Consider the following 18230-nt stretch of genomic DNA (forward strand, 5'->3'; position numbering starts at 1 on the left):
TTAAGTTGTAGTGCTTCGAGTGGGGGGCCGGATGGTCGGGCCCTTACGACGTGTGCACCCGCGCGGTTCCGCCGGGACGAGTCCCGGCCGGGGCGGCGGATCAGTGGCTGACGCGCCAGCCCGGGCGAGTACCGGCGGTCCAGGAGGTGGCCGCCTTGCGGCGGGCCGCCGCGGGCGCCCAGCGGGCGGCTTCACGCTCCGTCGCCGCTTCCTCCTCCGCCTCGTCCAGCGCCTCGGCGATCCGCGCGGCCAGGGCCGCCGACAGGGCCACCGCGACCGCGGCCACTTCCTCGGGTTCGGGCGAGCCACTGGTGATCCGCCACGAGGGCGCGGCCAGGGCGGCCGGGGGGCGGCTCGTGTCCTGTTCGGCAGGCGGCGTCATCGGCTCCTCCGTCTCACGGGGCCGTCCACGCTCCGGCGGGTATCGCCGATGCGCACCGGCGCGCGGCATGCGCGGCCGGGCCCGTACGGATCACGCGCACGGCGGCGCCCGTACGGCGGCACCGGTCGCCGTTCCCCCCAGTGTGCGCCCGTTCCCCGCCGGGGGCCTCGCGGGCCGGCGTACCCGTAAGGGCCGGCCCCGCCCGAACCGGGCGGGGCCGGCGGCACCGGGCGGGGCCGGGCCGCACCGGGCGGGTGATGATCGCGGACCGCCTTCGGCTCCGGCGCCGCTGCCCCGACGCCGGCCGGGCGGCCGGGCGGCCCCTCAGCATCGCCCGAGCGGCGCGTAGTTACCCTGTGATCATGTCTGAAGCCCCGTCCCTGAAGGCACTTCGCCTGGAACCCGTCACCTCGCAGAACATCGACGCCGTGTGCGCGGTCCACGTACGCCCCGATCAAGGTCACTTGGTGTCCCCCGTCATGAAGTCCCTGGCGGAGGCATACGCCCACGGCGAGGTGGCCTGGCCGCGGGCCGTCGTCGACGGCGGTGAGGTGGTCGGCTTCGTCATGGCTTTCCTCGACATACCGTGGAACCCGGCCGAGGACCCCGCCGACGTACGCTCGGGCATCTGGCGGCTCAACATCGACGCCGACCATCAGGGCAAGGGGTACGGCCGCTTCGCGGTCGGCGCCGTCCTCCAGGAGATCCGCGGCCGGGGCGCGGACCGGGCGTACGTCTGCTGGGACACCGGCGAGCGCACCCCCGAACCGTTCTATCTGGGGCTCGGTTTCACCCCCACCGGCGAACTCAGCGGCGGCCAACGGGTGGGCGTCCTCGCACTGGCTCCGTCGCCCGGCCGCTGAGGACCGTTCCGTCACCGACGGGCGAGCGGGCGCGTTCGGCGTCCTCGGTGGCCGGGTGGCCGGAGGGTCGCGTCCTTCGCCCGCTCGGTCCGTTCGCCCGGTCGGATCAAGCGGAAGCGGCCGGCTGCCGCGAATGGCTCACCAAGGGGTCACTGGACGGGCCGTGCGACAGAGGAGGTGCCTACCGTCGCTGCCTGAGACATCGGCTCGCGAGGCGTGTGGAGGCATCATGTCCCATCGGGGCCGCCGGCTGGCGGGCACCTTCACGGGTACGGTCGTGGCCGCCCTGCTCGTCACCGGCGGCGTCCTCGCCCCGCCGCCGCGCGTGGGTTCCGGCCGCGACACCGGGACCGAGGTCGCGGTCGGCGCCTACCTCCACTACGGCTCGCCCGGCGTCGAGAGGATGGAGGAGTTCTCGCGCTGGCTCGGGGGGACGGAGCTGCGTGCCGGGCACACCTACCTTCCCGGCGACACCTGGTCGAACATCGAAGGGGCACCCGATTCCCTGCGCAGCTGGGCGCGCTGGCGCAACGCTCGGGCGGACCGGCTGTTCGTCCTGAACGTGCCGATGCTGGAGCACAGCGAAGCCGGTGTCCCCGATGCACGGGTCGCGGAACTGATCCGCTCCGGCGCGCGGGGTGAGTACGATCACCACTTCCGGCGCCTGGCCACGCGTCTGGTCGCCCTCGGGGTACCGGACACGGTGGTCGTGCTCGGCTGGGAGATGAACGGCTTCGACTACACCCACCGGTGCCGGCCCGCCCCCGAGAGCTGGAAGGGCTACTGGCGGCGCATCGTGGCTGCCATGCGCGCGGTGGAGGGGCAGCGGTTCCGTTTCGACTTCGCCCCCAATCGCGGCGGCGACGCGATCGCCTGGACCTCGTGCTATCCGGGCGACGACGTGGTGGACGTCATCGGCATGGACACCTACGACCAGGCGCCGGGCCGTACGTTCGACGAGCAGGTCGCCCAGCCCTACGGACTCCAACAGCAGGTCGACTTCGCGAAGGCCCACGGCAAGCGGATCTCGTACCCCGAATGGGGGCTGTTCCGCAACGGCGACAATCCCGAGTACATGCGGCGCATGCTGGCCTGGATCGCCGAGCACAAGCCGCTCTACCACAGCATCACCGACTACTGCCCGCACGGCGTGTGGCAGTGCGGCCAGAACCCTCGTTCCTCAGGAGTGTTCCGGGAGTCCCTGTCCGCCCCGCGGGGTCATGGCGGGCCGTTCCGCTCCGGCCTGGGGGACTACGGGCTCAGGCCGTGGGACCGACGCTGACGCGGACGGTGCGGTGGCCGGCCGGGGGCGGACCGGGGGCGCCTGAGCGTGCGGGCGGTCAGTCGCGGTCCACGTGCTCGCGCACGACGGTGCCCTTGGCCGCGTCGATGTCGTAGGTGGGTCTTGTTCCGGTCCGGGGTGACGATGTCGACGGACCGGACGTCGTCGTCGGGCCGGGACCGCCCGGGGCGGTACCCGCGGGGGTGCCGCGGGAGGTGGTCGGCCCGAGCTCGACGAGCCGGCCCGTCGGGAGCTCGGCGACCGCGGTGTCCGCGGCCTTGTTCCCGGAAAGCACCGCCGCCGGGACGGACCCACCGCGGCGAGCCGCTACGAGCCGCCCACGGCCCGGAGTGCGCGCACCGCCGTGCTCCCGTCGGTGACGGTGAACAGGTCACGCATCATGGTCAGGCTCAGGCGCCGGTCGAGCTGCGGGGGCAGCGGACCCGCCAGGACCAGGCGGCCGGTCCGCAGCATGAACAGCATCAGGGCGAGCATGGAGGAATCGGCGAAGGTGACCCCTCGCACGTCCAGGACGATCCGGCGGACCTCCGGATCCGCCGCGGCCGCCTCGGCCGCGGTCCGCAGCGGGCCGAGCGCGCCGTACTCGAACTCTCCTGTGCACGCGATGATCCGGATCCCGTCGGTGCCCGACTCCACCCGTACCTGCTGCCCCACCTGTCCGCTCCTCACCGCCGACACCCCGCTCACCCTGCTCCGTCCCGGCCGCGGCCGGGACAACCGGAGCGTGCGGGGCGGTTTCACGGCCTGCTCCCGGCTTCGGGCCTTGCCGGACGCCTTCCCCAACGACCCCCGATTCACCACGACACGGCCCCGGACACGAGTGCGGGGCGTCACCGCACGCGGACGCGGCGTACGCGGCGTGCCTCCTCCGTATGGCCGGGTCGGTGATGGCCTCTCGGCCGTGGTGGCGCCCGCCTTGCGGCGCCTACCGTGAGAGCGGCGGAGCAACGCTTTCCGCCCCGGCCTGGTCCACGTCCTACCGCTAGGAGCCTGTGGTGTCCGCCCAGATGATCGACATCTCACTGCCCAGCACCCTGCAAGCCGCCGGTCATGCGCGTCGCGCCCTGAGCGCGTACGTGAGCGACCGCGATCTCGCCGATGAGGGTTCGCTGCTGCTCTCCGAGGCCGTGGCCAACGCGGTGGAGCACACGGAGAGCGACCGTCTGCGGCTGGTCATCCGGCACTACGCGGAGACCGGTGCGCTCATGTGCGCCGTCCGGGACGCGTGCGCGGAGGTGGCGCGCCCCGCCGGGGAAGCGGGCGCCCCCGGAGCGGGCACGGTCATGGACAGCGCCGTGCGCGAGTCCGGCCGGGGCCTGGGGATCATCGACGCGCTCAGCGCGGCCTGGGGCATCAGTACGGACGGCTTCGGCAAGTGGCTGTGGTTCTGTCTCGACGGCACGAAGCGCAGTGACCGGAGCTGACCGGAGCTCGCCGGAGCCGCCCTCCGGGCGGAGCGGGGCCCGCGCGGGCCCCGCGTCTTCGCGTGCCGCCGCGATGCGCCGTCCGCCGGCGCAGGGGCGTCCGGCGACGGCCGTCCCGCCTCCGCCCGGCGGGTTCCGTACCCTGGCGGCATGCGCATGCGCCCCACGTTGAGCTGGACGCCCACCGAGGACCTCCTGCCCGGCACCACGGATCCGGAGCCGGTCGCCGACGCGCTGAGGGCCGGCGGGGTGCTGGTGCTCAGCGGGGCCGGGATCTCCACGGAGTCGGGCATCCCCGACTACCGCGGCGAGGGCGGCAGCCTGAGGCGGCACACCCCGATGACCTACCAGGAGTTCACCGCGAGCGCCCAGGCTCGGCGCCGGTACTGGGCGCGCGGCCACCTCGGCTGGCGTACCTTCGGCGGAGCCCGGCCGAACGCCGGGCACCGGGCCGTGGCGGCGTTCGGGCGGCACGGTCTCCTCGCGGGTGTGATCACCCAGAACGTGGACGGCCTGCACCAGGCCGCCGGCAGCGAGGGCGTGGTGGAACTCCACGGGAGCCTGGACCGGGTCGTCTGCCTTTCCTGTGGTGCCTTCAGCGCGCGCGGCGAACTCGCCCTGCGGCTGGAGGAGGCCAATGCCGGCTTCGCCCCGGTGGCAGCCGGACTGAACCCCGACGGGGACGCCGACCTCACCGACGAGCAGGTCGGGGACTTCTCCGTGGTGTCCTGCTCCAGGTGCGGCGGGATCCTCAAACCGGACGTGGTGTTCTTCGGCGAAACCGTACCGCCGGAGCGGGTCGAGCACTGCCGCGAACTGGTCGGCGCGGCGACCTCACTGCTGGTCCTGGGGTCGTCGCTGACGGTGATGTCCGGGCTCCGGTTCGTCCGCCAGGCGGCCCGCGCCGGGAAGCCCGTACTGATCGTCAACCGGGACCCCACCCGGGGGGACCGGCACGCCGTCACCCGGGTCGCGCTCCCCCTCGGCACGACGCTCACCGCCCTGTCCGACCGGCTGGGCCTCGACACCGACGGCCGGCCGGCGACCTGAACCGGGGTCCTGGACCTGGCCTCCCGCCCCGGCATGGCGCTCGCGCCGCACGGCCAGCGCCCGGACAGCCCCGCGGACGAGGGAATGCTCCTGGAGCTGCCGAAGGGCGGCTTATACGTGGACGACAAGGCCCGCGTGCCGTACTGGAACAGTGGCTCGGAGGCCGCCGTGACGCCGCTGTTCGCCCCCTGACGGGGCGGCCGACGCGCTCCGGCCCCGACGCGCGGATACGGGTGCGGGGCGGGCGGCGGATTTCTTACGGGTGACCTCAGGGGCACGCCTGCCCCGCGGCGTGCGGTGGGGGTGCTTGGCTGCGGTGCATGGCCCTCTTCCGTACGTCCCTCCGCCCGGGCGGGCTCGCCGGCTGCCTGTCGCTGGTCGTCGCGCCGCTCCTGTTCGCCGCGGTGAGCACCGCCCGGGCGGACTCGTGGCCGCCCGCACCCCCGTCCTCGGACACCGTCGCCGCGAGCCCTTGCGACGTCGTGAGGCCGGCCGCGGGCTTCGTCTGCGTGCCGGCGCCCAAGCAGTGCTTCACCGCTCCCTGTCCCCAGTACGCCATCGTGCCCGCCGTCCCCGGCCCGGTCACCGAGCCGGAGGCCACGGCGCCCGGGGCCGCCGCGCGCGCGGGCGCCGTGCCGGATGCCACCACGCCCGCGGGCGCCGCGCCCGCACGGTAGCCGCGGCGGCCCGGCCGCACCCAGCCACCGCTCGCACCCGGCGCCGCCGGGAACCCACGGAGACTCATGTCCACGTCAGCCACCCCCGAAGCCCATGCCACGACGCTGCTGCGCCGCCCCCGACTGTGGGTGGCGCCCACCATCCTCACCGGGCTGCTGGCCCTGCTCCTGTCCCTGCTCTACATGGGCGGAGTCGTCAACCCCAACGCGGACCTCCGCGATCTGCCCATCGCCCTCGTGAACGACGACCTGGGCAAGCCGCCGCCCGGGCAGCGGGAGAACCTCGGTACCCGGATCGCGGCGGCCATCGCCTCGGACGACGCGGGCGGCAAAGCCGGTTGGCGCCGGCTGACCCGCGCCCAGGCCCAGGACCAGCTCGACTCGGGCAAGATCTACGGCGCGTTGGTCATCCCGGCCGGCTTCACCGACTCCGTCGCCGCCCTGACCACCCCCGGGGCCACGCGACAGCCGGTGATCACCGTGCTCACCAACCCCGGGAAGGGGAGCCTGGGCTCCTCCCTCGCGAGCCAGATCACCACCCAGGCCGCCCACGGCGCCTCACGGTCGATCGGCCGGCAGCTCACGGCATCGGCCGGTGCGCAGGCGGACACCACCGCGAAGCTGCTGCTCGCCGACCCGGTCGACGTGGTCACCCAGGTCGGTCACCCGATCGGCACCCACAGCGGACTCGGCCTCACCGCCTTCTACTACACGCTGCTGCTCGTGCTGGCCGGTTTCATGGGCGGCAACGTCATCAGCAGCTCGGTCGACACCGCCCTGGGCTACGCCGACAACGAGATCGGCCCCTGGCACACCCGGCGCCCGACCGTACCGATCAGCCGTACGCAGACGCTGCTGCTGAAGATGCTGATGACCGCGGGCATCACGCTCGTCAGCACCGCCCTGGTGCTCCTGGCCTGCGTGACCGTCCTGGGAATGGACGCCTCCCACCTGCCCCTGTTGTGGGTCTACTCCTACTGCGCGGCCCTGGCCGTCGGCCTGGGTGTCCAGGCCATCAACGCCGCGTTCGGCGGGCTCGGCCAGCTGGTGTCCATGTTCGTGTTCATCGTGCTGGGCCTGCCGTCGTCGGGGGCCACCATCCCGCTCCAGGCCGTACCCGGCTTCTACCGCTTCCTGTCCCACTTCGAGCCCATGCGCCAACTCGGTGACGGGGTGCGCGCGATCCTCTACTTCGATGCCCGCGCCGATGCCGGACTCGCCCGCGCCTGGGTCATGATCGCGATCGGCACCGTCCTGGCCCTGGTCTTCGGCTTCGCCATGACCGCGTATTACGACCGCAAGGGCCACAAGCGCCTCACCCCACAACCCGCCTGACCACGGCTCCTCCGAGCAGGCGGCCGAGCCGGGGCCGGCCCGCGGCGAAGGCGCGGACCCACCCGTCACCGCACCCGGCTCCACCAGGAAGTATTGCCGCGAACACCATCAATTCCCGATGAAACGAAGCCACTTCGACGCAAGAACAAACTGGTTGACTGGTTTACTTCGCCTGCCTTCCACTACATTGGCCCTGCGGAAGCAGCCGTCGACGGGGAGAAGCACGTGGCCAGGGTCAGGCAGGAACGAGCCGAGATCACCCGGCAGGCCATCCTCGACGGCGCGGCCGTCGCCTTCGACCACTCCGGATTCGACGGCACGAGCCTCAGCGACGTCGTCCGGCACGCCGGGGTCACCAAGGGCGCCCTCTACTTTCACTTCCAGTCCAAGGACGCCCTCGCCCGGGCCCTGATGGACGAGCAGTTCCAGGTCGCCGAAGGCGTCGCCACCATCGAGGACCCGGGCCTGCAGACCGTCATCGACCTCACCCACCAGATGGCGCACGCGCTGCGCAGCAACGCCCGCGTCCGCGCCGGGATCCGGCTGCTCATCGAGTTCGGCTCGTTCACCGACCCCGACCCCTCCCCGTACAACTCCTGGATCGACACCTGCCACCGCTGCCTGATGCCGGCTCAGGATCGCGGCGACGTCCACGTCGCGCTCGACGCCTACGCCCTCTCCACGTTCCTGGTCGGCTCGTTCACCGGCATCCAGGTCACCTCACACGTGCGGACCGCCCGCGGCGACCTCCACACGCGTGTCCTGGACATGTGGAACTACCTCCTCCCCGGCATCACGCCCGCCGACCGCATCCCGCTGTTCGACCCGGCGGGCTCACCCGGCTGCCGAGCCCGGCTCGGACTCGCCGACGCCGCCCCCACCGCAGCCACCGTCACGGCCACGGCCGGCTGACCCCAGAAACCAGGGCGGCCTCACCCACGCCGTGGCGAACCACGGGGGTGCTCACCACGGCGTGAGAGAGGCCGCCCTGCTCCTCCCCCGAAACCGGCACGCACGGCAGCGCGGGCGCGTGCCGGGAGTGCGGAGCACGGGAGCAAGCGGGGCTCCGACCTGCGGGTGAGGGCGCGAGAGGGGCAGGCGGGCCGGACCGGGTCGGACTGGTCTGGATCTGGTCGGGGTGGGTCTGGTCGGGCGGGCCCGGGTCAGAACCGCGGCAGGCCGCTCGTGATGCGGCTCCACACGGAGCGCGTGGCGCCGAAGCCGCTCTCGTGCACCCACACGTGGGCGCAGCCGGGGCACTGCAGGTGCAGCAGGCTGCCGGTGTTGGTGAGCAGGTAGCGCCAGTGCGTGGAGCACGCCCGCCGCTCCTCGCACGTCGCGCACCCGTGGGTGTCGCGGCAGTTCGGGCAGGCGACCCAGGCGCGGCGCCCGATGTCGGCCTGCGGGTCAAGAGGCAGCACGGCCGCCCCCGCGTCCCGGGAGGACGCCGGCCGTGACCAGGCCGTCGTACAGCCGCTGCTGCTCCGCGTCGAGCCCCGAGTACAGCAGGTCGTACGCCGCGTCCTCGCCGCGCAGCACCTCGACCGGGTCCCAGTCGGGCCCGAGCGCGGCCATGACCTGAGCCCGGCGCAGGACCTCCTGGGAGGTGAGGTCGACCGCGAAGTCGACCAGCCGGGAGGCGGCGGGCTCGGACGGGCCGGTGGGAGGTGTGGGGAGAGACGGGGTCATGCCGTCGAACTTAGGTAACCCTTCCTTGTCCGGTCAAGGGAGGGTGTGCGGAGTCACGTCTCGCCCCTCTCCCCCACCGTGCTCGTGGCATCGCGCCTTCGGCCGGGCCGCAGACGTATGGTCGCGTGATGAATGCGGCATATCGGTCACGAGAGGCGGCGCGGTGAAGCGGATGGGACGGCCGGGATTCAGGGTGGGCACCGTCACGGTGGTGGCACTGGCAGGGCTGGCCTGCCTCACGGCGGGCTGTACGCCGAACAGCGCGCCGAAGGCCCTGGGCCCCTCCGCGAGCACCGGCAGCGCCGCTCCCACCGGCACGGGCGAGCCCACCGGCACTGCGGTGGCCCGGAGACCGCTGCCCGCCGACATCGAGCGGAAACTGCGGGCCGCGGTCGACGGCGCCTGGCGGACGAACAAGGTGCCCGGCGTGCGCGTGGACGTCAACGTGCCCGGGACGGGCGAGTGGGGCTATTCCGTCGGGACGGCGGACCTCGACACGAAGGAGCCGATCGCCCGGGACGACAAGGTCCGCATCGCCAGCATCACCAAGACCTTCACCGGCACGGCCGTGCTCCAGCTCGTGCGCGCCGGAAAGCTCCGGCTCGACGATTCCCTGGACACCTACGTCAGCTGGCCCGGCGGCGGCGACATCACCATCCGCCAGCTGCTGAACATGACCTCGGGGATCTACAGCTACACCGACGATCCGGCCTGGCTGAAGCAGTACACCACGCACCCCGACGCCCCGTTCCGCACGCAGGACGCCCTCGACATCGCGCGCCGCCACGCGCCGTACTTCGCGCCGGGCAAGGGCATCAAGTACTCGGACACCAATTACGTGCTGCTCGGTGACATCGTGGAGAAGGTCGGCGGGAAGCCCTTGGCGGAGTGGATGCGGGCCGACATCGCGCGGCCCCTGAAGCTGACCGCCACGAGCTATCCGACGGACTCCGACATCCAGGAGCCGTTCGCGTCGGGGTACACGGCCGGACCGGACGGCACGATGACCGACACCACGCGCTCCAACCCGTCCTATGCGGCGGGCGCGGGCGCGATGCTCTCGGACCTCGTTGACCTGCGGGTCTGGGCCCGGGAGGTCGCGACGGGCGAGAAGCTGCTCACTCCCGAACTCCAGCGGCAGCGGCTCCGGTTCGTCCCCATCGCCACCGAGCCGGTACGGGTGGCGTACGGGCTGGGCATCGCGTCGTTCGACGGGTGGCTCGGGCACAACGGGACGATCCTCGGCTACAACACGGCGATGTTCCAGAACCCGAAGGGCGGCGCCACCGTGATCGTGGAGATGAACCGGTCGTTCGCGACGCTCGACGAGGACCACGCCACCGAGCTCTTCCTGGAGATCGCGAAGATCATCACGCCGGCGGCGTAACCCGGGCGCCGCCGCCCGGAAGCCGGACAGCGCAACGCGACGCGCGCCCCGGCGACGGCAGGGCCGGACGGGCCACGGCACGTCGGCGGGCGGCCGCGTCGCCGCCGCCGCCCCTCCGGCCCCTGTCATCGTGGGCCACCGCGTTCCGTCTCCCCCTGGAGGTACCTCCGTGTCCCCACGCCCGTACGGCCTCGAACGCCGGATCCGCCCGTCGTTGCGCCTGGTCGCGGCGACCGCCGTGTGCGGCGCCGTACTCGGCGGTCTGATCCAGCCGGCGCGGGCCGGGGAGGACCGCGATCCGCCTCCCGGAGCCACCCTCCAGCAGGAGCTGCGGGACCTGGTGGCCACCCCCGGCGGTCCCCCCGGCGTCATCGCCGTACTCCAGGACGGCGACCGTACGGAGGTCTACCGGGCGGGCGTGGCCGACGTGGAGAGCGGCCGGCCGCCGAAGGCGGGCGACCACATGCGGATCGCCAGCGTCGCCAAAGCCTTCAGCGGGGCGGTGGCGCTCCGGCTCGTCGACCGCGGCCGGCTGGGCCTGGACTCCACCATCGGAGAGGTGCTGCCGGGCCAGCCGGCCGCCTGGCACCGGGTGACGCTGCGCCAACTCCTCAACCACACGAGCGGACTGCCCGACTACTCCGGTTCCCAGGACTTCATCGACGTCATCTCGGCGGACCCCCGCCACCGCTTCGACTCCCGGCGGCTCCTGGAGTTCGTCGCCGACGAGGACCTCGCGTTCCGCCCGGGAAGCCGGTACCAGTACTCCAACTCCGACAACATCGCCGTCGCCCTCATGGCCGAGGCGGTCACCGGACACCGGTACGAGGGACTGCTCCGCGAGCTCGTGTACGAACCGCTGGGGCTGGAACGGACGAGCCTGCCGCAGGGATACCGGCTGCCCGAACCCTTCCTCCACGGCTACCAGGTGGAGCCGCCCGCCGAGCCGGTCGACGTCAGCGAGGCCGTGAGCGCGTCGGGAGCCTGGGCCGCCGGCGGCATCGTCTCGACGCCGAAGGACCTGACCAAGTTCATCCGGGGCTACGCGGGCGGCACGCTCGTCTCGAACCGGACCCGTGAGGAGCAGTTCACGTTCATCCCGGGCGCGCTCTCGCAGCCCCCCGGCCCCGGCCGCAACGATGCGGGACTGGCCGTCTACCGCTACACGACGCGCTGCGGGGTGGTGTACGGCCACACGGGCAACACGGCCGGCTACACGCAGCTGGTGGCGGCCACCGCGGACGGCCGCCGCTCCCTCACCTTCTCGATCACCGCGCAGACCTCGCTCACCCTCGCCCCCGACCTGCTCGCGCAAGTCCGCTCGGTCCAGGAGGACTTCGTGTGCGCGCTGCTGCGCGAGTGACCCCCCGGTCCGGCGCGCGGACGGCGGCAGGCGGATCAGCGTGCACGCGGCCGACCAGGACCAGATGATCCTCATCGGCGTTCTCAGCGACCGCTCCGGGCCGGCCCCGGACGACGACGCGTTCCTGACCCGTGTCGCCGCCGTCAGCGGCACGGCGAGCTGCGGCAGCGACGCCGCCGAGGACGGCCGCCGGGTGTGGAGCCTGCTGGACACCCGCCCCCGCCGGGCCCCCGGCGGCGCGTCCACCGTCCCGCCCGGGCGGGACTGAGGGGCAGGCCGCCGTTCCACCTGGGAGTCAGCGCCGAAGGCGGCGTAATCTGGTCGAACCGCCACAGGCAGCACACGGAACGCGCCGTACGCGCCGGTACCGCGCCCACACCGCGAACGATCCAGGGAGGCGGGCGTGTGACCGATCCGTTCGGCTTCCTCAGGATCCCCCACAAGCCGGTCCCCGCCCGTACCGTCGGGGAGCGGCTCGGCGACTGGCACGAGGTGTACGCGGGCCAGGCGCTGCTTCCGCTCGTCTCCCAGCAGGCCGACCGCTGCATGGACTGCGGCATCCCGTTCTGCCACACGGGCTGCCCGCTGGGAAACCTCGTGCCGGAGTGGAACGCGTACGCGGCCAGGGGCGACTGGCGCGCCGCGTACGAGCGGCTGCACGCGACGAACAACTTCCCGGAGTTCACCGGCCGGCTCTGCCCGGCGCCCTGCGAGGACGCCTGCGTGCTGTCGATCAACGCGGATCCGGTGACGATCAAGAACGTCGAGCAGGTGATCGCGGACGAGGGCAAGCGGCGCGGATACGCCGTCCCGAGGCCGCCCGAACGCCACAGCGGCAAGACCGTCGCCGTCGTCGGCTCCGGACCGGCCGGGCTGGCAGCGGCGCAGCAGCTGACGCGGGCCGGGCACACCGTGGTCGTGCACGAGCGGGCCGACCGGGTCGGCGGACTGCTGCGCTACGGCATCCCCGAGTTCAAGATGGAGAAGTCGCACCTGGACCGGCGGATCGAGCAGATGCGGGCGGAGGGCACCGCGTTCGTGACGGATGCGGACGTCGGCGGTTCGACGGGCGCGGCCGAGCTGCGGAGCCGGTGTGACGCGCTCGTCGTCGCGGTCGGGGCCGGTGAGCGGCGGGAGCTGCCGGTTCCCGGCCGGGCGCTGCGCGGCATCCACCAGGCGCTGGACTACCTGACCCTCGCCAACCGGGTGCGGGAGGGCGACCACGCCCGGTCGCCGGTCACCGCCGCGGGCCTGCACGTGGTGATCGTCGGCGGGGGTGACACCGGCTCCGACTGCCTGGGCACGGCCCTGCGGCAGGGTGCGCTCTCCGTGGTCCAGCTCGACATCAACCCGGAGCCCGGGCCGGACCGGTCCGCCGGGGAGCCCTGGCCGGTGTACCCGAAGGTGTACCGCGTGTCCCATGCCCACGAGGAGGCCCGCGGGCGCGAGGGCCGCGATCCCCGCTCCTTCTCCTGCGCCACCCTGCGCTTCGAGGGGGACGCCTCGGGCCGGGTGCGGGCGATGTGCCTGACCGCCGTCGAGCCGGAGGCCCGCAAGCCCCTGGCGGGCACCGGCCGCGTGATCCCGGCCGGGCTGGTGCTGCTGGCCCTGGGGTTCTCCGGGCCCGAGCGGGCCGGCGGCCTGTGCGAGCAGCTGGGGCTGGAGCGCGACGACCTCGGGAACTTCGTGCGCGACGCGTCCTTCGCGGCCGGCGGCGGGCGGGCGCCCGGCGTGTTCGTCGCGGGCGACGCGGGGCGCGGCCAGTCCCTGGTGGTGTGGGCCATAGCCGAGGGGCGGGCGGCGGCCGCCGCGGTGGACCGCTACCTGACCGGCTCGACCTGCCTCCCGGCCCCCGTCGCCGCTCACGACCGGCCCATGACGGCGCTGGGCCGCATGCGCTACGGCGGCTTCTAGGGCGCCGCGTTCGGTCGTGTCGGCCCGGTCCGCGTGGTCCGGTGCCGCACCTCGCCGCGTTGGCGGCAACGCGGGCCCGGCACGATCCGCAGGAGACGCCGGAGGGCCGGGGCGTGCAGAACGCGCGAGACCGGGTAGACGCAGCCCATGATCACCTCCATGACTCTCGCGGCCGACGGTTCGACGTCCCTCTTCCTCATCGTGGCCGGAGTGGTAGTGGCCGCTCTCCTGATCGGGGCGTTCTGGTACGGAAGCCGGCGCGCCTCCAGGCTCAAGGACCCCGGGGCACGGCCGGCGGATCAGAGCCCGCAGGCCCAGGCCCGTCAGGACTCCTGGCAGACGCCCGACGAGGACCCGGACGCGACCCGTCCGCGGCCCTGACCCGGCCACCGGCCGGCGGGACCCCGGCGCGGGTCGGGGGCGTGCCGCTCCGGCGTCGCCCCACGGCCCGCTTCGGCCGCACCCCGGGGCGAACCTCGGGGTGCGGCCGGGTGTCGCGACCCGGTGGACCTCTGCGGTCACGGCACTAGATGACGCCCTGGGCCAGCATCGCGTCGGCGACCCGTTCGAACCCGGCGATGTTGGCGCCGGCCACGTAGTCGCCGGGGGTCCCGTATCGCTCGGCCGTCTCGTGGGCCACCGCGTGGATCGACCGCATGATCCCGGCGAGTTCCTCCTCGACGCGGCCGCGGTCCCACGCGACCCGGCCCGCGTTCTGGGCCATCTCCAGCGCGCTGACCGCGACTCCGCCCGCGTTGGCGGCCTTGCCGGGGCCGAAGGCCACGCCGGCCGCCTGGAAGAGGTGGACGGCCTCGGGGGTGGTGGGCATGTTCGCGCCCTCGGAGACCGCCTTGACGCCGTTCGCGATGAGCGTGCGGGCGTCTTCGGCGCCGAGTTCGTTCTGGGTCGCGGAGGGGAAGGCCACGTCCGCAGGGACCTCCCAGACCCGGCCCCCGGGTACGAAGCGGGCGGAGGAACCGCGCCGCACCGCGTACTCGCTGACGCGCCCGCGCTCGACTTCCTTGATCTGCCGTAGCAGGGGCAGGTCGATGCCCTTGTCGTCGACCACGTAGCCCTGCGAGTCCGAGCAGGTCAGCGGGTTGGCGCCGAGCTGCTGGAGCTTCTCGATCGTGTAGAGGGCGACGTTTCCGGAGCCCGAGACGACGGCACTGAGCCCGTCCAGCGACTCGCCCCTGACGTTCAGCATCTCGGCCGCGAACAGCACGCTGCCGTAGCCGGTGGCCTCGGGGCGGATCGACGAGCCTCCCCAGCCGATGCCCTTGCCGGTCAGGACGCCGGCCTCCCAGCGGTTGGTGATCCGCCGGTACTGGCCGAACAGGTAGCCGATCTCGCGGCCGCCGACGCCGATGTCACCGGCCGGTACGTCCGTGTGCTCGCCGATGTGCCGGTACAGCTCGGTCATGAAGGACTGACAGAAGCGCATGACCTCGGCGTCGGACTTGCCGTGCGGGTCGAAGTCGCTGCCGCCCTTGCCGCCGCCGATGCCCAGCCCGGTCAGCGCGTTCTTGAAGATCTGCTCGAAGCCGAGGAACTTCACCACGCCGATGTCGACGGACGGGTGGAAGCGCAGGCCGCCCTTGTACGGGCCGAGGGCGCTGTTGAACTCCACCCGATAGCCGCGGTTGACGTGCACCCGGCCCCGGTCGTCCGTCCACGGGACGCGGAAGATGATCTGGCGCTCGGGCTCCAGGAGCCGCTCCAGGAGCCCGGACTCCGCGTAGGCGGGGCGCGCGGCGAACACCGGGGCGAGGGTGTCGAGCACCTCCCGCACGGCTTGGTGGAACTCGGGCTGAGCCGGGTTGCGGCGCTCGATTTCGGCCCGGAGTGCGTCGAGCCTGTCCTTGGCTACGGTCACGTGTGTTCCTCTCCCTTGCAGCCGGCCGGGCGTGCGGGCCCGGGCCGGGAGCGTACCGTGCGTGACGCTGGGCCCGGAGGGCGGCTCCAGCCCCGCTCCAGCCGCCCCCTCCCGGGCCCCGGCCCCGCGCCCCGCCGGGGTCCCCGCCCCGGGGGGCGGGGACCCCGTTCACGAGGGGAGGGGACCCCGTTCACGAGGGGAGGGGACCCCGTTTACGAGGGGAGGGAAAGCGACCACCCCGCGACGTCCGCGAGGCGGCCGCGCCACAGGGCGTAGCGCATGGTCTGGTTCGCCGCGCCCGTGAGGAACGTGGCCTCGCGCAGGTGCACCCACCGGGGCAGCAGGGCCGGCGTGCGGGAACCGAGTTCCTCGCGGACGGCCTCCCGGACGAGCCGGGGAACCCGGGCGAGTGACTCCGATCCCGACCCGGACGCGTCGCGCAGGCTGTTCTCCCACTCCTCCTCGTACGCCTTGCGGCTGATCGCCTGGCCGTAGAGGACGCCGCCGGGGATGTTCAGCGAGACACCGAAGTGGGACTGCCCGGTCTCGTCACCGTCCAGCATGCTGATCAGCATCTGCAGGTCGAGGTCCAGGAACGGCTCGACCACGTTCGGATGCGCGGTGTCGTCCCGCTGCTCCGGTCCTGCGGCTTCGGATTCGGACATCGAGGCTTCCCTCCCGTCGGCCGCGCCGACCGGGAACCTGGTGGCACCGTCGACAGCGCGAACCGCCCCCACCGTACCGGGGGCGCCGTCCGCTCGGACCGGCGGCCGGCGTGTGGCGTGTGGCGTACGGCGGCCGTGGGACGCCCGTCAGCTCTGGTCGCGTACGGCCCACGGGGAGCCGTAGGCGGTGAGCAGGTCGAGGAAGGGCCGGGGCGGCAGGGCCTCGGGGCCGAGGACGCCCGGCTCCGACCAGACCCCGGTGGCCATCAGCTCCAGCGCCACCACCGGGTTGATGGCGGTCTGCCAGACCACGGCCTGGGAGCCGTACTCGCGCATGGACCACTCGTTGTCGACCACGTGGTAGAGGTACACCTCGCGCGGCAGGCCGTCCTTGACGCCCTTGACCCAGGTTCCGGCGCAGGTCTTGCCCTTCATCCGGTCCCCCAGGGTGGCCGGGTCCGGCAGGCAGGCGGCGACCACGTCACGCGGCGAGACCCGGACGGGTCCCGCGTCGCCGTGGACCGTCACCGGGGCGGTCGAGTCCAGCCCCAGGGCGTGCAGGGTCTTGAGCTTGCCGATGAAGTCGTCGCCGAGGCCGTACTTGAAGGTGACCCGGCGGACGTCGACCCAGCGGGGGATCAGCAGCACCTCCTCGTGCTCGACGTTCACGCACTCGACCGGGCCGATGCCCTCGGGGAAGTCGAAGACCTCCGGCTCGCTGAAGGGCTCCGTCGTGAACCAGCCGCGGTCCGCCTCGTAGACCACCGGCGGGTTGAGGCACTCCTCGATGGTGGTCCAGATGTTGAAGGACGGGGCGAAGTCGTAGCCCTCCACGGTCAGGTTCGCGCCGTCGCGCACGCCGATCTCCTCGATCTCGTCGAAGAGCTCCTCGGCGGCGTAGCGGGCGAACACGTCCGACAGCCCGGGCTCCACCCCCATGCCGACGAGGGCGAGCCGGCCGGACTTCTCCCACTCCCGGGCCCGCTCGAACTGCTCGTCGCCGAGCTTGACCCCGCACTCGTCGTAGGGCCGGCCGGGGTGCGGGCGGGACAGCGACATCGCCATGTCCAGGTAGTGCGTGCCGGCGGCCAGGGCCGCCCGGAACAGCGGCATGACGAACCGCGGATCCGTGGCGTTCACGAGGACGTCGCACCGCCGCTCGGTGAGCAGCGCGGTCACGGCGGCCTCGTCCGAGGCGTCGACGCGGCAGGCGCTGAACCGGACGCCCCGGTCGTCCAGCGCGGCGACGGCGGCCTCGGCGCGGGACAGGTCGTAGTCGGCGACGACGAGATGGTCGAAGAAGTCGCGGCGGGCCGCGATCCGGGTGATCGCCGTCCCGACGCCTCCGGCGCCGACGAGCAGTACACGCATGACAGGAACCCTTCGTCGAATGAGAGGTCCGCTCCTCCCGGAAGGGATGAAACCCGGGCGGTGAGATTAAGGTCAATGCTGTTGGCATAAGGCCACCGGTGCACGGCGGGCGGTTCATCCGGGAAGGAATCGGTACCGCGATGGCGAAGAAGGTGGTCCCCGAGGAGGCGCGCAGGCGGCGCCGTCCCACCTTGCGGGGAACGGTCCTGTCGGAGCGGCTGATCGTGGAGACGGCGCTGCGGATGCTGCGCGAGCACGGGGGCGCCGGGCTGTCGGCGCGGCGGCTCGGGTCGGCTCTCGGGGCGGACCCGAGCACCTTGTACCGGTACTTCTCGGGGATGGACGACCTCACGCTCGCGATCGGCGAGGAGCTGATCGGCCGGGCCCTGGCGGGCTGGTCCCCCACCGGAGCGTGGCGCGGCGACCTGCGGGAACTCGGCCTGCGCATTCACGGCGCGTATCTCGCCCACCCGCAGGCCGCGGTGCTCACCGCCAGCCGTGTGACGGGGCGGCCGCGGGAGATCGCGGCGGACGAGGCGATCCTCGGGATCCTGCGCACGGCCGGGTTCCCGGACCCGGCCGCGGTGCGGATCTACCACGCCTTCATCGACCAGAGCCTCGCCTTCGCGGCGCTGGACGCCGGCGCCCTGGCGCTGGCCGACGCCTCGCGGGAGGCCGACGAGGGCCGGTGGGAGTCGACGTACGCCCGGCTGCCGGAGGGCCCCTACCCGCACATCGCGGCGACGGCCGGGCTGCTGGCCGCGCGCATGACGGCCAGCGCCTACCCGACGGCGCTGGACATGCTGCTCGCGAGCGCGGCGGCGGAGCTCACGGGCGCGGGGCCCGTCCCGGACGGCGGGGCCTGAGGGCCGGGAAGGGACGGCCGCCGGGCCGCACGCGCCTACGGCGAAGGACGCGTCCGCGGCGATGC

General features: G+C 73.3%; 22 protein-coding genes. 14 read left to right on the plus strand and 8 right to left on the minus strand.

The window, feature by feature from the left end:
- Window positions 1-100: 100 nt before the first annotated feature.
- Complete coding sequence (locus ABT106_RS24855; protein WP_351281252.1) at window positions 101-382, minus strand: hypothetical protein; 282 nt, start codon at window positions 380-382, stop codon at window positions 101-103.
- A 362-nt stretch (window positions 383-744) separates the two neighbouring features.
- Between ABT106_RS24855 and ABT106_RS24860 the strand changes: the two genes are divergently transcribed.
- The gene (locus ABT106_RS24860; protein WP_351281255.1) at window positions 745-1245 is read left to right on the plus strand and encodes a GNAT family N-acetyltransferase; all 501 of its coding nucleotides are present in this window, start codon (window positions 745-747) and stop codon (window positions 1243-1245) included.
- Window positions 1246-1474: 229 nt separating this feature from the next.
- Complete coding sequence (locus tag ABT106_RS24865; protein WP_351281257.1) at window positions 1475-2527, plus strand: glycoside hydrolase family 26 protein; 1053 nt, start codon at window positions 1475-1477, stop codon at window positions 2525-2527.
- 58 nt (window positions 2528-2585) lie between these two features.
- Here the strand turns inward: ABT106_RS24865 and ABT106_RS24870 are convergent, their stop codons facing one another.
- Together ABT106_RS24870 and ABT106_RS24875 are read right to left on the minus strand one after the other, a co-directional pair.
- Window positions 2586-2822: a hypothetical protein gene (locus ABT106_RS24870; protein ID WP_351281260.1), complete on the minus strand. Its 237-nt coding sequence runs from the start codon at window positions 2820-2822 to the stop codon at window positions 2586-2588.
- Window positions 2823-2854: 32 nt separating this feature from the next.
- Window positions 2855-3202 carry an STAS domain-containing protein gene (locus ABT106_RS24875; RefSeq protein ID WP_351281263.1) on the minus strand — a complete coding sequence of 116 codons (348 nt, stop codon included), beginning with the start codon at window positions 3200-3202 and terminating at the stop codon, window positions 2855-2857.
- 341 nt (window positions 3203-3543) lie between these two features.
- On the opposite strand from ABT106_RS24875, the gene ABT106_RS24880 reads away from it, so the two are divergent.
- The 6 genes from ABT106_RS24880 to ABT106_RS24905 all read left to right on the plus strand — a co-directional run bounded on the left by ABT106_RS24880 (window position 3544) and on the right by ABT106_RS24905 (window position 7946).
- Window positions 3544-3972, plus strand: a complete 429-nt coding sequence (locus tag ABT106_RS24880; RefSeq protein WP_351281265.1) for an ATP-binding protein — start codon at window positions 3544-3546, stop codon at window positions 3970-3972.
- A gap of 150 nt (window positions 3973-4122) precedes the next feature.
- Entirely contained in the window at window positions 4123-5022 is a 900-nt protein-coding gene (locus tag ABT106_RS24885; protein ID WP_351281267.1) for an NAD-dependent protein deacetylase, read from the plus strand.
- 33 nt (window positions 5023-5055) lie between these two features.
- Window positions 5056-5214 (plus strand): hypothetical protein, encoded by a 159-nt coding sequence (locus tag ABT106_RS24890; protein ID WP_351281270.1) that lies wholly within the window; start codon window positions 5056-5058, stop codon window positions 5212-5214.
- A 128-nt stretch (window positions 5215-5342) separates the two neighbouring features.
- The gene (locus ABT106_RS24895; protein ID WP_351281272.1) at window positions 5343-5699 is read left to right on the plus strand and encodes a hypothetical protein; all 357 of its coding nucleotides are present in this window, start codon (window positions 5343-5345) and stop codon (window positions 5697-5699) included.
- A gap of 66 nt (window positions 5700-5765) precedes the next feature.
- Window positions 5766-7034 carry a YhgE/Pip domain-containing protein gene (locus ABT106_RS24900; protein ID WP_351281274.1) on the plus strand — a complete coding sequence of 423 codons (1269 nt, stop codon included), beginning with the start codon at window positions 5766-5768 and terminating at the stop codon, window positions 7032-7034.
- Between the two features lie 225 nt (window positions 7035-7259).
- Window positions 7260-7946, plus strand: coding sequence for a ScbR family autoregulator-binding transcription factor (locus ABT106_RS24905; RefSeq protein WP_351281276.1), 687 nt, complete (start codon window positions 7260-7262; stop codon window positions 7944-7946).
- A 251-nt stretch (window positions 7947-8197) separates the two neighbouring features.
- Here the strand turns inward: ABT106_RS24905 and ABT106_RS24910 are convergent, their stop codons facing one another.
- Both ABT106_RS24910 and ABT106_RS24915 read right to left on the minus strand, forming a co-directional pair.
- Window positions 8198-8455 carry a hypothetical protein gene (locus ABT106_RS24910; RefSeq protein ID WP_351281279.1) on the minus strand — a complete coding sequence of 86 codons (258 nt, stop codon included), beginning with the start codon at window positions 8453-8455 and terminating at the stop codon, window positions 8198-8200.
- Window positions 8442-8723 (minus strand): DUF6400 family protein, encoded by a 282-nt coding sequence (locus ABT106_RS24915; protein ID WP_351281281.1) that lies wholly within the window; start codon window positions 8721-8723, stop codon window positions 8442-8444. Before ABT106_RS24915 ends, ABT106_RS24910 begins: the two co-directional genes overlap by 14 nt.
- A gap of 193 nt (window positions 8724-8916) precedes the next feature.
- Between ABT106_RS24915 and ABT106_RS24920 the strand changes: the two genes are divergently transcribed.
- The 5 genes from ABT106_RS24920 (at window position 8917) to ABT106_RS24940 (ending at window position 13768) form a co-directional block, all read left to right on the plus strand.
- Window positions 8917-10110 (plus strand): serine hydrolase domain-containing protein, encoded by a 1194-nt coding sequence (locus ABT106_RS24920; protein WP_351281284.1) that lies wholly within the window; start codon window positions 8917-8919, stop codon window positions 10108-10110.
- 169 nt (window positions 10111-10279) lie between these two features.
- Window positions 10280-11473: a serine hydrolase domain-containing protein gene (locus tag ABT106_RS24925; protein ID WP_502979470.1), complete on the plus strand. Its 1194-nt coding sequence runs from the start codon at window positions 10280-10282 to the stop codon at window positions 11471-11473.
- 40 nt (window positions 11474-11513) lie between these two features.
- Entirely contained in the window at window positions 11514-11741 is a 228-nt protein-coding gene (locus tag ABT106_RS24930; protein ID WP_351281286.1) for a hypothetical protein, read from the plus strand.
- Between the two features lie 137 nt (window positions 11742-11878).
- On the plus strand, window positions 11879-13387 hold the full coding sequence (locus tag ABT106_RS24935) for a glutamate synthase subunit beta (protein WP_351281288.1): 1509 nt from the start codon (window positions 11879-11881) through the stop codon (window positions 13385-13387).
- 159 nt (window positions 13388-13546) lie between these two features.
- The gene (locus tag ABT106_RS24940; RefSeq protein WP_351281291.1) at window positions 13547-13768 is read left to right on the plus strand and encodes a DUF6479 family protein; all 222 of its coding nucleotides are present in this window, start codon (window positions 13547-13549) and stop codon (window positions 13766-13768) included.
- A 145-nt stretch (window positions 13769-13913) separates the two neighbouring features.
- Here ABT106_RS24940 and gdhA read toward each other — a convergent pair whose 3' ends face one another.
- The 3 genes from gdhA to ABT106_RS24955 all read right to left on the minus strand — a co-directional run bounded on the left by gdhA (window position 13914) and on the right by ABT106_RS24955 (window position 17299).
- The gene (gdhA, locus tag ABT106_RS24945) at window positions 13914-15263 is read right to left on the minus strand and encodes an NADP-specific glutamate dehydrogenase (RefSeq protein ID WP_351281293.1); all 1350 of its coding nucleotides are present in this window, start codon (window positions 15261-15263) and stop codon (window positions 13914-13916) included.
- A gap of 212 nt (window positions 15264-15475) precedes the next feature.
- On the minus strand, window positions 15476-15928 hold the full coding sequence (locus tag ABT106_RS24950; protein ID WP_351281296.1) for a GvpU-like protein: 453 nt from the start codon (window positions 15926-15928) through the stop codon (window positions 15476-15478).
- 147 nt (window positions 15929-16075) lie between these two features.
- The gene (locus tag ABT106_RS24955) at window positions 16076-17299 is read right to left on the minus strand and encodes a saccharopine dehydrogenase family protein (protein ID WP_351281299.1); all 1224 of its coding nucleotides are present in this window, start codon (window positions 17297-17299) and stop codon (window positions 16076-16078) included.
- A 140-nt stretch (window positions 17300-17439) separates the two neighbouring features.
- Here ABT106_RS24955 and ABT106_RS24960 point away from each other — a divergent pair, with 140 nt between their 5' ends.
- Entirely contained in the window at window positions 17440-18165 is a 726-nt protein-coding gene (locus tag ABT106_RS24960; protein WP_351281302.1) for a TetR/AcrR family transcriptional regulator, read from the plus strand.
- The last annotated feature ends 65 nt before the right edge of the window (window positions 18166-18230 follow it).

The organism is Streptomyces sp. NPDC002044 (genome assembly GCF_040296725.1).
GTDB classification, from domain to species: Bacteria; Actinomycetota; Actinomycetes; order Streptomycetales; family Streptomycetaceae; genus Streptomyces; species Streptomyces antarcticus.